This is a genomic window from Pseudomonas sp. Irchel s3a18, assembly GCF_900187535.1.
GTDB lineage: Bacteria > Pseudomonadota > Gammaproteobacteria > Pseudomonadales > Pseudomonadaceae > Aquipseudomonas.
Genome location: NZ_FYDV01000011.1, coordinates 1 through 13,323 on the forward strand (window position 1 = coordinate 1; position 13,323 = coordinate 13,323).

The following is a 13,323-nucleotide window of genomic DNA, read 5'->3' on the forward strand; positions in this document are numbered from 1 at the left end:
ATGACCTGAAGCAACCTGCTGCCGAAAACTGCGTAACTCGTTGTTTACCAAGGAGTTTTCCGTTTCGACTGCGCCGGAAGTGGGCGGATTATAGACAGATAAAATTCGCCGTCAACTGCTAATTCAGAGTTTCTATCAATAAACTGCACAAACGGGCAAAAGCGATGTTTTCCCTCCCGGACAAGCAAGGAAAAGCATCGCTTCTATATAGAAGAACCCCTCAGAGCACGCCGGCCTCTTTGAAAGCAGCAACGGCCGCCCCATCAAGCCCCAGCACCCGCTGCAACACCTCAAGCGTATGCTCGCCCAGTAGAGGAGGAGCGCTGCGGTACTCAACCGGGGTCTCGGACAAGCGAATCGGGCTGGCAACCTGCGGCACCAACCCTGCCAAAGCATGAGGCAACTCTATCGCCAGGCCACGAGCCTGCACCTGGGGATCGGCGAATACCTGCGACAGGTCGTTGATCGGCCCGCACGGCACACCGGCCAGCTCCAACTGCGCCACCCACTCGGCAGTAGTCTTGAAGACTGTCGCCTGGCGAATCAACGGAATCAGCACCGCACGATTGGCCACCCGCAGTTTGTTGGTCGCAAACCGCGGATCATCCGCCCACTGCGCCTGGCCAGCCACTTCAGCGAACTTGCGAAACTGCCCGTCATTACCCACTGTCAGGATGAAGTTGCCATCCGCCGTCGGGAAATCCTGGTAAGGGACGATGTTCGGGTGTGCATTGCCCAAGCGCTTGGGCGCCACCCCCGTCGTCAGGTAGTTCATCGCTTGGTTAGCCAGACACGCGACCTGCACATCCAGCAGCGCCATATCGATGTGCTGGCCGCCACCGTCATGATCCCGGTGAGCCAAGGCTGCCAGGATCGCCACCGTCGAGTAGAGGCCCGTCAGAATATCCGTCAGCGCCACACCGACTTTCACCGGTCCAGCCCCCTCATCCCCCTCGGGTCGCCCCGTCAGGCTCATCAGGCCGCCAAGCCCCTGAATCATGAAGTCATAGCCGGCGCGCTTTGCATAAGGACCGGTTTGACCAAAACCGGTGATCGAGCAATAGATCAGGTTAGGGTTGATCGCCTTGAGCGACTCATAGTCCAGCCCGTAAGCCGCCAGACCGCCGACCTTGAAGTTTTCGATCAGGATGTCGGACTTCGCCGCCAACTCACGCACCAGGCGCTGACCTTCAGCCTGGGTAAAGTCGATGGTCACCGATTGCTTGTTGCGATTGGCCGACAAGTAATAGGCGGCCTCGCTGGTGTTTTCGCCGTAGGCATCCTTCAGGAAGGGCGGGCCCCAGGCGCGAGTGTCATCGCCATTACCGGGACGCTCGACCTTGATCACCTCGGCACCAAGGTCCGCAAGGATCTGACCGGCCCAAGGCCCGGCCAGTACCCGCGACAAATCCAGTACCCGCAAATGCGATAACGCACCCATGGCCGCTCTCCTATTAATAGAACGCCTGGAGACCGGTCTGCGCACGACCCAGGATCAGCGCATGGACGTCATGGGTGCCTTCGTAGGTATTGACCACCTCGAGGTTGACCAGGTGACGTGCAACACCGAACTCATCGGAGATGCCGTTGCCGCCCAGCATGTCACGGGCCATACGGACGATATCCAGCGACTTGCCGCACGAGTTGCGCTTCATCATCGAGGTGATTTCGACAGCGGCCGTGCCTTCATCCTTCATACGCCCCAGACGCAGGCAACCTTGCAAGGCGAGGGTGATTTCAGTCTGCATGTCGGCCAGCTTCTTCTGGATCAACTGAGTGGCAGCCAGAGGGCGGCCAAACTGCTGACGATCCAGGGTGTACTGACGAGCGGTGTGCCAGCAGAACTCGGCCGCACCCAATGCGCCCCAGGAGATGCCATAACGGGCAGAGTTGAGGCAAGTGAATGGACCCTTCAAGCCGCGCACGTCCGGGAAGATGTTCTCTTCGGGAACAAACACGTTGTCCATCACGATCTCACCAGTGATGGAGGCACGCAGGCCTACCTTGCCGTGGATGACTGGGGCACTCAGCCCTTTCCAGCCTTTTTCCAGCACGAAGCCACGAATGTCGCCGGCATCGTCCTTAGCCCATACCACGAATACGTCAGCGATCGGACTGTTGGTGATCCACATCTTGCTGCCGGTCAGGCTGTAGCCGCCTTCCACTTTGCGCGCCCGGGTAATCATCGAGCCTGGATCGGAACCATGGTTTGGCTCGGTCAGACCGAAGCAGCCAATCCACTCACCGCTTGCCAGTTTCGGCAGGTATTTCTGCTTCTGGGCTTCAGTACCAAACTCATTGATCGGCACCATGACCAGGGAGGACTGCACACTCATCATCGAGCGATAGCCAGAGTCGACACGCTCGACTTCACGGGCAATCAGGCCGTAGCTCACGTAGTTCAGGCCGCTGCCGCCGTATTGCTCGGGAATGGTCGCGCCCAGCAGGCCGATCTCGCCCATTTCGCGGAAGATGGCCGGGTCGGTTTTCTCATGGCGGAACGCTTCAAGAATGCGTGGCGCCAGCTTGTCCTGCGCAAACTGAGCAGCGCTATCGCGCACCATGCGCTCTTCTTCAGTGAGCTGTTGATCCAGCAGCAGGGGATCGATCCAGTTGAAGCTAGCTTTACCGGCCATGAGAGTGTCCTCGCGAGTAGGTCAAATATCGTGGACTGATCCTAGGCGCCGTTTAGGCATTGGGCAAACGAGGATTTTGCATGCTGTTGTGCTAGTTTCTCACTCCGTAACTTCCTGAAACCCTGAAAGCACCAATAACGTGTGAGGTTGCCGTACATGCGCCGCAAAATACCCAGCACTGCCGCACTGATCAGCTTCGAAGCCGCCGCCCGCCACGAGAGCTTTACCAAGGCGGCCCAGGAGCTTTCGCTGACTCAAGGCGCCATCTGCCGACAGATCGCCAGCCTGGAGGAATTCCTCAGCGTCGAACTGTTCCGACGCTCGCGGCGCGGAGTGAAGCTGACGGAAGCCGGTCTTTCCTACAGCCGACGCGTCGCCACCCAACTGGACGCCGTTGAGCGCGACACACTGTCGGTAATGGGCCAGCAGGGCGCCAATGTCATCGAACTGGCGGTTGTCCCCACCTTCGGCACTCAATGGCTGCTGCCACGACTCAAGGACTTTCAGCAGCAACACCCGGAAGTGACGGTCAACCTCACCAACCGCACACGGCCCTTTCTGTTTGCCGACACCGAATTCGACGCTGCGATCTACTTTGGCGATGCCGACTGGTCCGGCACCGAATCCCACAGGCTGATGGGGGAGAACCCAATGCCGGTGTGCAGCCCGACCTTGCTGGGCGATCGCACTCACCTGAGTGCCGAGATGATTGCCGACCTGCCCCTGCTGCAACAGACCACGCGCCCCTATGCCTGGCGTCAATGGTTCAACTCACAGCACCTGAACATCCCCCGCGACATGACAGGCCCCCGATACGAGCTATTCTCCATGCTCGCCCAAGCAGCCATGCATGACATGGGTATTGCCTTGATCCCACCCTTCCTGATTCAACGCGAACTGGCAGAGAAACGACTGGTCATTGCCAACACCCAGGCACTGTCGAGTATCAAGGCCTATTACCTGATGATTCCTGATCGAAAGGTCGAATCTGCCTCTTTACGCGCATTTCGAGACTGGCTGATCAAGCAGGCTCACAGCTACAACATAGAAGGACAGGGGCTGCCCGACATTAGCTGACCCCGTAGTCAAATAACCAAAAGCCCTACAGATATAACTATTTGTCGCATATCCGTAGACTGTACCCACAACCGGTACAATCGTGCCACACGCGCCTAACGACGCGGCTTTGCGGCCTTGAATCGATACCATGGCGCATCATTCATACGGCCGATGTGTAAATTCTTGAATTTCGGCCAGAATCCTTGAAAGGCACGGCCTGCAAGGGATTGAACAGTTCAGTTGCGACATTCGGTCACGGGGTGACTTGTAGTTAATTTTCCGTCACCCGTCATAATCCCTTGAAGGGCACAAAGTTCGCCTGCAAAATGCCGCGCCCCGCCCGAAATACGGCGGAGTCGTGCTGATCGGCCGCCCCAGTGCACCCTCCGCAGTGCGCTGGACTTCCAAGAAAGATCAAAGCAATAAGATCAAGCAGGAGATTTGACGTGCACATTGGTGTTCCTCTCGAAACCCAGACCGGTGAAACGCGGGTTGCTGCAACCCCGGAAACCATCAAGAAGCTGATCGGCCAGGGTCATACAGTCACTGTGCAAAGCGGCGCGGGCGTCAATGCCAGCGTTGTGGACAGTGCTTATGAAGCGGCAGGTGCGGTGATTGGCAGCGCCCACGATGCATTTGGTGCAGAGCTGATTCTGAAGGTGGTCGCCCCCAGCGACATCGAACTGACCCTGATCAAAAGTGGAACCGTGCTGGTTGGCATGCTCAACCCGTTCAGCAATGAAACCATTGCCAAACTGGCCGAGCGCGGCATTACCGCGTTCGCCCTGGAAGCCGCGCCACGCACATCCCGCGCACAAAGCCTCGACGTGCTCTCTTCGCAAGCCAACATTGCCGGCTATAAAGCCGTGCTGCTGGCCGCGCATCACTATCCGCGCTTCATGCCGATGCTGATGACCGCAGCAGGCACCGTGAAAGCCGCGCGCGTGCTGATTCTGGGCGCCGGTGTCGCGGGCTTGCAGGCCATCGCCACCGCCAAGCGCCTGGGTGCCGTGATTGAAGCGTCCGACGTACGTCCGGCCGTGAAGGAACAGATTGAATCCCTGGGTGCGAAGTTCGTCGACGTCCCGTACGAAACCGACGAAGAGCGTGAGTGCGCGGTCGGCGTTGGCGGTTACGCTCGCCCGATGCCGACCAGTTGGATGCAACGTCAGGCCCAGGCCGTGCATGAGCGCGCCAAGCAGGCTGACATCGTCATCACCACCGCACTGATTCCGGGTCGCAAGGCGCCAGTCCTGCTGAGCGCGGAAACCGTCGCGCAAATGAAACCGGGCTCGGTGGTCATCGACCTCGCAGCGGCGCAAGGCGGTAACTGCCCGCTGACCGTGGCCGATCAAGTGATCGTCGCGCATGGCGTGACGATTGCCGGCCCGACCAACCTGGCCGCACAGGTCGGTGCAGACGCCTCGGCGCTGTACGCCCGCAACCTGCTGGACTTCCTGAAACTGGTCTTCACCAAAGAAGGCCAGTTCGAGATCAACCTAGAAGACGACATCGTCGCCGCGTGCCTGATGTGCCGCGATGGCCAAGTCATCCGCAAAAACGCCTAAGCAGGGATTCAGACGATGGAAGAGCTTATCTCCCCCGGTATCTACAACCTGATCATCTTCGTGCTGGCGATCTATGTCGGTTATCACGTGGTCTGGAACGTTACACCCGCCTTGCACACGCCGCTGATGGCCGTGACCAACGCCATCTCCGCGATCGTGATCGTTGGCGCCATGCTGGCGGCCGCCTTGACCGTGACACCGCTGGGCAAGACCATGGGCACCCTCGCCGTGGCACTGGCTGCGGTCAACGTGTTCGGTGGCTTCCTGGTCACCCGCCGCATGCTTGAGATGTTCAAGAAAAAAGCCCCGAAAGCCGTAAAAGAAGAGGCGCCCAAGTAATGAGCATGAACCTCGTAACGACGCTCTACTTGATCGCGTCGATCTGCTTTATCCAGGCCCTCAAAGGCCTGTCGCACCCAACCACCTCACGCCGCGGCAACCTGTTCGGCATGCTCGGCATGGCGCTGGCAATCGTCACCACCATCGGTCTCATCTATAAGCTGGGCGCGCTCTCTTTTGAGCAAGGCGGGGCCACCGCGGGTATCGGCTATGTGATCGTCGGCCTGCTGGTGGGCGGCACGGCCGGTTCGATCATGGCCAAGCGCGTTGAAATGACCAAGATGCCGGAACTGGTCGCGTTCATGCACAGCATGATCGGTATGGCCGCCGTGTTCATCGCCATCGCCGCCGTGGTCGAGCCGCAGTCGCTGGGCATCGTCAAACAGCTGGGTGATCCGATCCCGGCCGGTAACCGCATGGAACTGTTCCTTGGCGCGGCGATTGGTGCCATCACCTTCTCCGGTTCGGTAATTGCCTTCGGCAAGCTGTCGGGCAAGTACAAGTTCCGCCTGTTCCAGGGCGCACCGGTACAGTTTGGCGGCCAGCACAAGCTGAACCTGGTGCTGGGCCTGGCGACGCTCGGCTTGGGCATCACCTTCATGCTGACCGGCAACCTCGGCGCTTTCGCCTTGATGCTGGCCCTGGCCTTCGTGATGGGCGTGCTGATCATCATCCCGATCGGCGGTGCCGATATGCCGGTGGTGGTGTCAATGCTCAATAGCTATTCCGGTTGGGCAGCAGCGGGTATCGGCTTCTCGCTGAACAACTCGATGCTGATCATCGCAGGCTCCTTGGTGGGTTCTTCCGGTGCCATCCTCTCGTACATCATGTGCAAAGCGATGAACCGCTCGTTCTTCAACGTACTGCTCGGCGGTTTTGGCGGTGCAACGGATACCGCAGGCCCAGCTGGCGCCCAGGAAGCTCGTCCGGTGAAGTCCGGCTCGTCCGACGATGCCGCGTTCCTGCTGACCAACGCCGACACCGTGATCATCGTGCCGGGCTACGGCCTGGCGGTGGCACGTGCCCAGCACTCGCTGATGGAGCTGGCGGAGAAGCTGACTCACCGTGGTGTCACTGTGAAGTTTGCGATCCACCCGGTCGCCGGGCGGATGCCAGGCCATATGAACGTCCTGCTGGCCGAGGCCGAAGTGCCTTATGAGCAAGTGTTCGAGATGGAGGACATCAACTCCGAGTTCGGCCAGACCGACGTGGTGCTGGTGCTGGGCGCCAACGACGTGGTCAACCCCGCGGCGAAGAACGATCCGAAGTCGCCGATTGCCGGCATGCCGATCCTCGAGGCCTATAAAGCCAAGACCGTAATCGTCAACAAGCGTTCGATGGCCAGCGGCTATGCCGGTTTGGAAAACGAACTGTTCTACCTGGACAAAACCATGATGGTCTTCGGTGACGCCAAGAAAGTCATCGAGGATATGGTTAAAGCAGTCGATTAAAACCTGCGCCAGCGCAATACCCCAAACCCCAGCCTCTAGTAGGCTGGGGTTTTTTATTACCCGCTATAACCCGACCAAAGGCTCTAAATCAGCGATCGGCATTCGACCATGGTAGCGGGACGAATTTTTTTGAAATCACTAGACTGCGCATCTTGCTTCCGCTGCCCGAGATAACAATCCATGTACCGTGACCGTATTCGCTTGCCTTCGTTGTTGGATAAGGTGATGAGCGCCGCCGATGCTGCCGCTCTGATTCAAGACGGCATGACCGTCGGCATGAGCGGTTTCACCCGCGCCGGCGAAGCCAAGGCGGTGCCCCATGCACTGGCCGAGCGCGCCAAGGTCACGCCGCTGAAGATTAGCCTGATGACCGGTGCCAGCCTGGGCAACGACCTCGACAAAGAACTCACCGAGGCCGGCGTGCTGGCCCGTCGCATGCCGTTCCAGGTCGACAGCACACTGCGCAAGGCGATCAACGCCGGCGAAGTCATGTTCATTGACCAGCATCTGTCGGAGACCGTGGAGCAGCTGCGCAACCAGCAACTCAAGCTGCCGGACATCGCGGTGATTGAAGCCGTGGCAATCACAGAGCAAGGCCACATCGTGCCCACGACCTCGGTCGGCAACTCCGCCAGTTTCGCGATTTTCGCCCAGCAGGTGATCATCGAGATCAACCTGGCGCACAACCCGAACCTGGAAGGTCTGCACGACATCTATATTCCGACCTACCGCCCGACCCGCACCCCGATCCCGCTGGTCAAGGTCGATGATCGCATTGGCAGCACCGCCATCCCGATCCCGCCGGAAAAAATCGTCGCGATCGTCATCACCAATCAGTCGGACTCACCGTCCACGGTGTTGCCGCCCGACAGCGAGACCCAGGCGATTGCCGACCACCTGATCGACTTCTTCAAGCAGGAAGTGGACGCCGGGCGCATGACCAACAAGCTCGGGCCGCTGCAAGCCGGTATTGGCAACATCGCCAACTCCGTGATGTGCGGGTTGATCGACTCGCCATTCGAAGACCTGACCATGTACTCCGAAGTGCTGCAGGACTCGACCTTCGACCTGATCGACGCCGGCAAACTGAGCTTTGCCTCGGGCAGTTCGATCACCCTGTCGAGCCGACGCAATGCCGATGTGTTCGGCAATCTGGAGCGCTACAAGGACAAGCTGGTGCTGCGCCCGCAGGAGATCTCCAACCACCCTGAAGTGGTTCGTCGCCTGGGCATCATCGGCATCAACACTGCCCTGGAGTTCGATCTGTACGGCAACGTCAACTCCACCCACGTCTGCGGCACGCGGATGATGAACGGCATCGGCGGCTCGGGAGACTTTGCCCGTAACGCGCACCTGTCGATCTTCGTCACCAAGTCGATTGCCAAGGGCGGGGCGATTTCCAGCGTGGTGCCGATGGTCAGCCACGTTGACCACACCGAACATGATGTGGACATCCTGGTTACCGAGATCGGCCTTGCCGATTTGCGCGGCCTGGCACCTCGGGAGCGTGCCCGGGTGGTCATCGACAACTGTGTGCACCCGGACTATCGCCAGGCGCTGAATGACTACTTCGACAAGGCTTGCGCCCTCGGCGGACACACGCCACACATCCTGCGCGATGCACTCAGCTGGCACATGAACCTGGAAGAAACCGGTCACATGCTCGCCGTGTGATTGATACAGAAGGCGGCTGGCGCAAACACAGTTTCGTCAGCTCGCCCTCACTCAATCAAAATCCAGCAAAAACTGTACTACTGTACCGGCCTTTTCCTACCCTATTTGCCTACCTTCCCAGACAAAAACCTTAAAAATGCACTACTACAGTGCAGATAGGTACAGTTGCCTCAATTTAGACCAGTACAGCCCCTATTAACAGTTAACTGGTCCCTCACAATACAGGTGAACTGTATCTAGAGAGACTGGCCAAACGAGAGGATCATGGGTACCAGTTAAACCACTACCTAATCCCGCCACAAGCGGAAGGATGTCAATCATGGAACGTACACTCAGTTCCGAACTGTTCTTCGAAGACAAAGCTGAAAAAACCCAGGCTTCCATGCCTCTGCGCGTTCTCGCCAACCTGATGCTGTGGCAACGCCGCATCTCCAGCCGCCACCAACTGGCTCGCCTGGATTCGCGTCTGCTGGCTGACGCAGGGATTAGCGAAGCACAGCGTTACGAAGAGCTGAGCAAGCCGTTCTGGCGCTAAGTTAGCGTCGCTGGCCCTGACCCACCGGGTCCACCGCCAGCACCCTGAATTGCATACACAAAACCCGTCGCGGGCAATCGCGACGGGTTTTGTCGTTTCAGGGCTGAATAAACGTCGGTACAGAAGCGTTGATGCCTGACAGGTACAGTTTCAAATACCAAACAACTGAACCAGTACAATTAAACACTGCTGTAGCTGCTCCAGTGCCACAGAAAAGCTCACCCTGTTCTCCCAAGGCTGCTTTACCAGCCTCTGCGCGAGGACTTCATCATGGACCGCTCACTCGATATTTCGCTCCCACGCCCCCAGCGCTTAAGCACCCTCAAGCTGATGGCCCGCCTGTTCGCGGCTACCGGTCGTTGCATGGAGAGGGCACGAACCCGGCGCCTGCTGGCTCAACTCAATGACCAGCAACTGCACGACATTGGCCTGAGCCACTCGGACCGAGCCGCCGAACTGGATAGGCCATTTTGGCGATTGGAGGTGTGACAAAGTGCGATGGGACTATTCGAACCCTTGGGCAACGGCCTAATATCCAAGAACACGTGGCGAACACTGCGTATGACGCGTCTGATTCACAGCTTCAACGCGACACACGGTGTGTTGCCCGGCGTATTCAGCACCACTTTTTGGTTTTTGTTCATCAACAGGAGTTACCCCCATGTCCCGTCTTCGTCTGCTCAGCGCTGCGGCCCTGCTGGCCGTTGCCGCCAACTCGCACGCGACCAGCCTGATCGCCACCACTGACGCAATTGTCGGCGCACTCAAAGCCACTTCCGACGCGACCTCCGATGTCACCTCTTCGTTCCGCGACGACAAGATCGTACGAGCGGCTCGCGACGATGCGGCCAGCTTCGTGGCCAGCGAAGGCGCCATCCGTGGCGTTCGCCTGGAAAGCGCTCTGGAGCACATCCGCAAGCAGGTTCCACAGCTGAGCGCGACCGATGCACAGCTGGCTCAGGCCATCCTGACCATCTGATTGCACGTCAACGGGGTCGGCCTGACCGGCCCCGCTTCCTCCGCGCAGGCTCTGCCCCGAGCCGTGCGCCTGGAGCCTGCGCTGGTTTACCTGCGCCAGGCTCCGCCAAAACTTCGTGTCAGCGAGCTTGAACTGGCACAGACAATTCTCGTCCAATAGTTATCCCTGTTCTTCCGGAGTCGTTCCATGCGTAACCCGCTGATTGCTGCCACCCTTGGCCTACTGTTGTTGGCCGATGTGGCCCAGGCACACACCCTGGTAGCCACCAGCAACATATTGATCCGTGCGACCCAGCGCACCCTGGATTTCACATCCGATACCACCACCTCGATCCGCGACATGAAAGTCATCCGTGAGGCCCGGGACGATGCCGCCAGTTTCGTTGCCAGCAACGGTGATATCCGTGGCGCGCACCTGGAAGCCGCCTTCGACACCTTGCGCACCCGCGTGCCTGAAGCTCGCGACGCCAGTGATCAGGTCCTCGCCGAAGCTATCCTCGCACTGTGAGGCCGCTCGTCACCTGGCTGCTGAGTGCATGCTTGTTGCTGCTCGGCGGCACAGCGCAAGCCAGCCTGCAACTACACCTCAAGACCGAAGGTTTGAGCCCGGCAGAGCAACAGGCCAGCCAGGCACTGCTGGATGAAGCGATGCAGGCACTGCCGCCACGCTTTATCGAGCAACTGGACCGTCGCATCGATGTCGGCTGGACCGACAACATGCCGAGCAACGCTTACGGCCAGGCGTCGCTGGTGTCGGAACTCGATCTCAATCGCAAGCTGCTGGCCAGCCTGACCGACGGCAGTGCCGCGACGAAAAAAACCCATCGCCCGCACGGCACCGTACGCCGGGAAATGCTCGCCACGGTGCTGCACGAACTCACCCATATCTACGACCGTGCGCGCCTGTGGTCAGGCCCCGAACGTGTGCTGATCCAGCGCTGCACGCGACAAAACAACAGTTCGGGACTGGTCGGCATCCCCGATCAGTGCCGTGGCCAGACGGGGCGTCGCTTTACCCTGAGTGACGACCCGCGCCTGCTGGACCTGGCCGGCTGGCAGCAGTACGTCGGTCGTCGGGGTGAACGTGAGCAACACAACCGCCAGATCGTCCGCAGCCCGGATCTCTACGAGACCAGCAGCCCCAAGGAATTCGTCGCGGTCAACATGGAGTACTTCCTCCTCGACCCGAGTTACGCCTGCCGCCGTCCCGCGTTGTACCGCTATTACCAGGAACACTTTGGCTGGGCACCCGCCACCAAAGACACCTGCGCCAGCTCCTACGCCTTCCTGAACGCCGGCAACGACTTCGCCAGGCAGCCGCTGGGGCAGGTCGATCCTGAACGGGTCTACGCCGTTGACTACCTGTTGGCCGAAGCCAACCAGAACCTGGTCAGTCGCTGGGGCCACAGCATGTTGCGCCTGGTGATCTGCGCACCGGGCCGCCCACGCGGGCCGGACTGTCGCCTGGACCTGGAATACTCACTGGTATTGTCCTACCGAGCGTTCGTCGGGGACGTACAGCTCTCGAGCTGGGACGGTCTGGTCGGCAAGTACCCGTCGCGGCTTTTCGTGCTGCCGCTGTCCCAGGTCATCGACGAATACACCAAGACCGAACTGCGCAGCCTGGCCTCGGTACCGCTCAATCTGTCGCGCAGCGAAATCGAAGAGGTGGTCGAGCACGCGGCGGAGATGCACTGGAGCTACGACGGCAACTACTTCTTCCTGTCCAACAACTGCGCGGTCGAAAGCCTGAAGCTGTTGCGCAGCGGCAGTCACAACCCGCAGTTGACCGGGCTGGACAGCATCATGCCCAACGGCTTGCTGGAAGTGCTCAAGGCCCGGGGACTGGCGGACACCAGCGTGCTCGACGATCCACGTGAAGCCTTGCGCCTTGGCTATCGCTTTGACTCGTTCCGTGACCGCTACCAGGCCATGTTCGAGGTACTGAAAAAACACCTGCCGATCAGACAGGACAAGGTTGAAGACTGGCTGGCCTTGAGCGCCGCAGAGCGTCGCCCGTGGTTTGACCAGGCCGATCTGCGGACCAGCGCCGCGCTGCTGTTGCTGGAACAGGCCAGTTTCCGCCAGCAACTGATGCTGGCCCAGAATGAAGTGAAACAACGCTACCTGGACGCCCGCGAGCTGACGAACGGCGGCATGGATAAAGCCAACCAGACCTTGCAGCAGATTCTCGCTAACAGCGGCTTCCTCAGCCGCCCCGCGGAATTGCTCGACAGGGGCGGCTATGGACTGCCGCAAGCCAATGAATGGCAACGCCTGGAATCGGAGAGCAGCACCCGGCAGAAGAAACTGCTGGCGCTGACCGGCGATCTGGACAAAGAGGTGAGGGCGCTGCTGGAACCCGCGCGCGCAGCAGAAATTGCAGCCAGCGAGGCCAACCTCAAGCAATTGGGTGAACACCTGCGAGCCCTGCACAAGGCAGCCGGAGGCCTGGAGCTGCCTTGAGGCCTGGGCTACAGGCTTTCCTGTGCCTCTTCAGGCAACTGCTCATCCAGGTGCAGCCAGGGCAAGCGGCTGTCGGTCCAGATGTGCCGGTCGGCCGGGGCGTGCTCAGGATGGTCGAGGGTGGCGATGGTCACGTCGATGGTGTCCGGGCTCAGCTGAGTGATCAGCGCCAGGTGCGCACCACAATGGGCGCAGAAAAACCGCGCGCAGTTTTCAGAAGAGTCGTACCGCGCCGCAGTCCCGGCCAGCCATCGGAATGCAGAGCGGGGCAGGGTGATCCAGGTGGTCACCAGACCTCCGCTGACCCGTCGGCATATCGAGCAGTGACAATGGGCGATGTCGCGCAATGGCCCGCTGAATTCATAACGCAGTTGCCCGCAATGGCATCCACCGGTGTGAAGTTCGCTCATCTGCAGATCCCCCTACTCAGGCTTCGGGCCGTCCGGTCGGCGTCCAGCCCATTACTTTAGGCGTCAACCTGCGACCTTGAACATCTCGTCCGCTGTTTGTTCTGCGAAAGGTAGCTGAAAGGTTGGCCGATTAGGATCGCCTCACTACCGGCAATAGACCGGTTGGCCGACGCGAACGTTGCATCGTTTGCCCGGCCCATTTAACAA

The 13,323-nt window shown here is 59.7% G+C and carries 14 protein-coding genes; 11 read left to right on the forward strand and 3 right to left on the reverse strand.

The window, feature by feature from the left end; genetic code table 11:
* Positions 1-220: 220 nt before the first annotated feature.
* Positions 221-1,441, reverse strand: a complete 1,221-nt coding sequence (locus CKW29_RS15960) for a CaiB/BaiF CoA-transferase family protein (RefSeq protein WP_095147078.1) — start codon at positions 1,439-1,441, stop codon at positions 221-223.
* Between the two features lie 13 nt (positions 1,442-1,454).
* The gene (locus CKW29_RS15965; RefSeq protein WP_095147077.1) at positions 1,455-2,636 is read right to left on the reverse strand and encodes an acyl-CoA dehydrogenase; all 1,182 of its coding nucleotides are present in this window, start codon (positions 2,634-2,636) and stop codon (positions 1,455-1,457) included.
* Between the two features lie 156 nt (positions 2,637-2,792).
* On the opposite strand from CKW29_RS15965, the gene CKW29_RS15970 reads away from it, so the two are divergent.
* The 11 genes from CKW29_RS15970 to CKW29_RS16015 all read left to right on the forward strand — a co-directional run bounded on the left by CKW29_RS15970 (position 2,793) and on the right by CKW29_RS16015 (position 12,706).
* Entirely contained in the window at positions 2,793-3,713 is a 921-nt protein-coding gene (locus CKW29_RS15970) for a LysR family transcriptional regulator (protein WP_095147076.1), read from the forward strand.
* Positions 3,714-4,141: 428 nt separating this feature from the next.
* Positions 4,142-5,263 carry a Re/Si-specific NAD(P)(+) transhydrogenase subunit alpha gene (locus CKW29_RS15975; protein WP_095147075.1) on the forward strand — a complete coding sequence of 374 codons (1,122 nt, stop codon included), beginning with the start codon at positions 4,142-4,144 and terminating at the stop codon, positions 5,261-5,263.
* Between the two features lie 15 nt (positions 5,264-5,278).
* Complete coding sequence (locus CKW29_RS15980; protein ID WP_003187010.1) at positions 5,279-5,602, forward strand: NAD(P) transhydrogenase subunit alpha; 324 nt, start codon at positions 5,279-5,281, stop codon at positions 5,600-5,602.
* Entirely contained in the window at positions 5,602-7,053 is a 1,452-nt protein-coding gene (locus tag CKW29_RS15985) for an NAD(P)(+) transhydrogenase (Re/Si-specific) subunit beta (RefSeq protein WP_095148829.1), read from the forward strand. The genes CKW29_RS15980 and CKW29_RS15985 overlap by 1 nt, the downstream gene beginning before the upstream one ends.
* A gap of 180 nt (positions 7,054-7,233) precedes the next feature.
* The gene (locus CKW29_RS15990; RefSeq protein ID WP_095147073.1) at positions 7,234-8,727 is read left to right on the forward strand and encodes an acetyl-CoA hydrolase/transferase family protein; all 1,494 of its coding nucleotides are present in this window, start codon (positions 7,234-7,236) and stop codon (positions 8,725-8,727) included.
* 319 nt (positions 8,728-9,046) lie between these two features.
* Positions 9,047-9,262, forward strand: coding sequence for a DUF1127 domain-containing protein (locus tag CKW29_RS15995; protein ID WP_095083390.1), 216 nt, complete (start codon positions 9,047-9,049; stop codon positions 9,260-9,262).
* 270 nt (positions 9,263-9,532) lie between these two features.
* A complete protein-coding gene (locus CKW29_RS16000) occupies positions 9,533-9,751 on the forward strand; it encodes a DUF1127 domain-containing protein (protein ID WP_095147072.1) in 219 nt (72 codons plus the stop codon).
* A gap of 172 nt (positions 9,752-9,923) precedes the next feature.
* Positions 9,924-10,241, forward strand: coding sequence for a DUF2388 domain-containing protein (locus tag CKW29_RS16005; RefSeq protein WP_095083393.1), 318 nt, complete (start codon positions 9,924-9,926; stop codon positions 10,239-10,241).
* 63 nt (positions 10,242-10,304) lie between these two features.
* Entirely contained in the window at positions 10,305-10,400 is a 96-nt protein-coding gene (locus CKW29_RS26085; RefSeq protein ID WP_371850668.1) for a DUF2388 domain-containing protein, read from the forward strand.
* A 27-nt stretch (positions 10,401-10,427) separates the two neighbouring features.
* Entirely contained in the window at positions 10,428-10,748 is a 321-nt protein-coding gene (locus CKW29_RS16010; protein WP_095083395.1) for a DUF2388 domain-containing protein, read from the forward strand.
* Positions 10,745-12,706 (forward strand): DUF4105 domain-containing protein, encoded by a 1,962-nt coding sequence (locus CKW29_RS16015; RefSeq protein WP_095147071.1) that lies wholly within the window; start codon positions 10,745-10,747, stop codon positions 12,704-12,706. Before CKW29_RS16010 ends, CKW29_RS16015 begins: the two co-directional genes overlap by 4 nt.
* An 8-nt stretch (positions 12,707-12,714) precedes the next feature.
* On the opposite strand, the gene CKW29_RS16020 is transcribed toward CKW29_RS16015, so the two are convergent.
* Positions 12,715-13,116, reverse strand: coding sequence for a GFA family protein (locus tag CKW29_RS16020; protein WP_095147070.1), 402 nt, complete (start codon positions 13,114-13,116; stop codon positions 12,715-12,717).
* Positions 13,117-13,323: the final 207 nt, after the last annotated feature.

Excerpts from the sequence above, each read along its gene's own strand:
- CKW29_RS15960 (WP_095147078.1), bottom strand. The coding sequence starts at position 1,441 with ATGGGTGCGTTATCGCATTTGCGGGTACTGGATTTGTCGCGGGTACTG.
- CKW29_RS15965 (WP_095147077.1), bottom strand. The coding sequence starts at position 2,636 with ATGGCCGGTAAAGCTAGCTTCAACTGGATCGATCCCCTGCTGCTGGAT.
- CKW29_RS15970 (WP_095147076.1), top strand. The coding sequence starts at position 2,793 with ATGCGCCGCAAAATACCCAGCACTGCCGCACTGATCAGCTTCGAAGCC.
- CKW29_RS15980 (WP_003187010.1), top strand. The coding sequence starts at position 5,279 with ATGGAAGAGCTTATCTCCCCCGGTATCTACAACCTGATCATCTTCGTG.
- CKW29_RS15985 (WP_095148829.1), top strand. The coding sequence starts at position 5,602 with ATGAGCATGAACCTCGTAACGACGCTCTACTTGATCGCGTCGATCTGC.
- CKW29_RS15990 (WP_095147073.1), top strand. The coding sequence starts at position 7,234 with ATGTACCGTGACCGTATTCGCTTGCCTTCGTTGTTGGATAAGGTGATG.
- CKW29_RS15995 (WP_095083390.1), top strand. The coding sequence starts at position 9,047 with ATGGAACGTACACTCAGTTCCGAACTGTTCTTCGAAGACAAAGCTGAA.
- CKW29_RS16000 (WP_095147072.1), top strand. The coding sequence starts at position 9,533 with ATGGACCGCTCACTCGATATTTCGCTCCCACGCCCCCAGCGCTTAAGC.
- CKW29_RS16005 (WP_095083393.1), top strand. The coding sequence starts at position 9,924 with ATGTCCCGTCTTCGTCTGCTCAGCGCTGCGGCCCTGCTGGCCGTTGCC.
- CKW29_RS16010 (WP_095083395.1), top strand. The coding sequence starts at position 10,428 with ATGCGTAACCCGCTGATTGCTGCCACCCTTGGCCTACTGTTGTTGGCC.
- CKW29_RS16020 (WP_095147070.1), bottom strand. The coding sequence starts at position 13,116 with ATGAGCGAACTTCACACCGGTGGATGCCATTGCGGGCAACTGCGTTAT.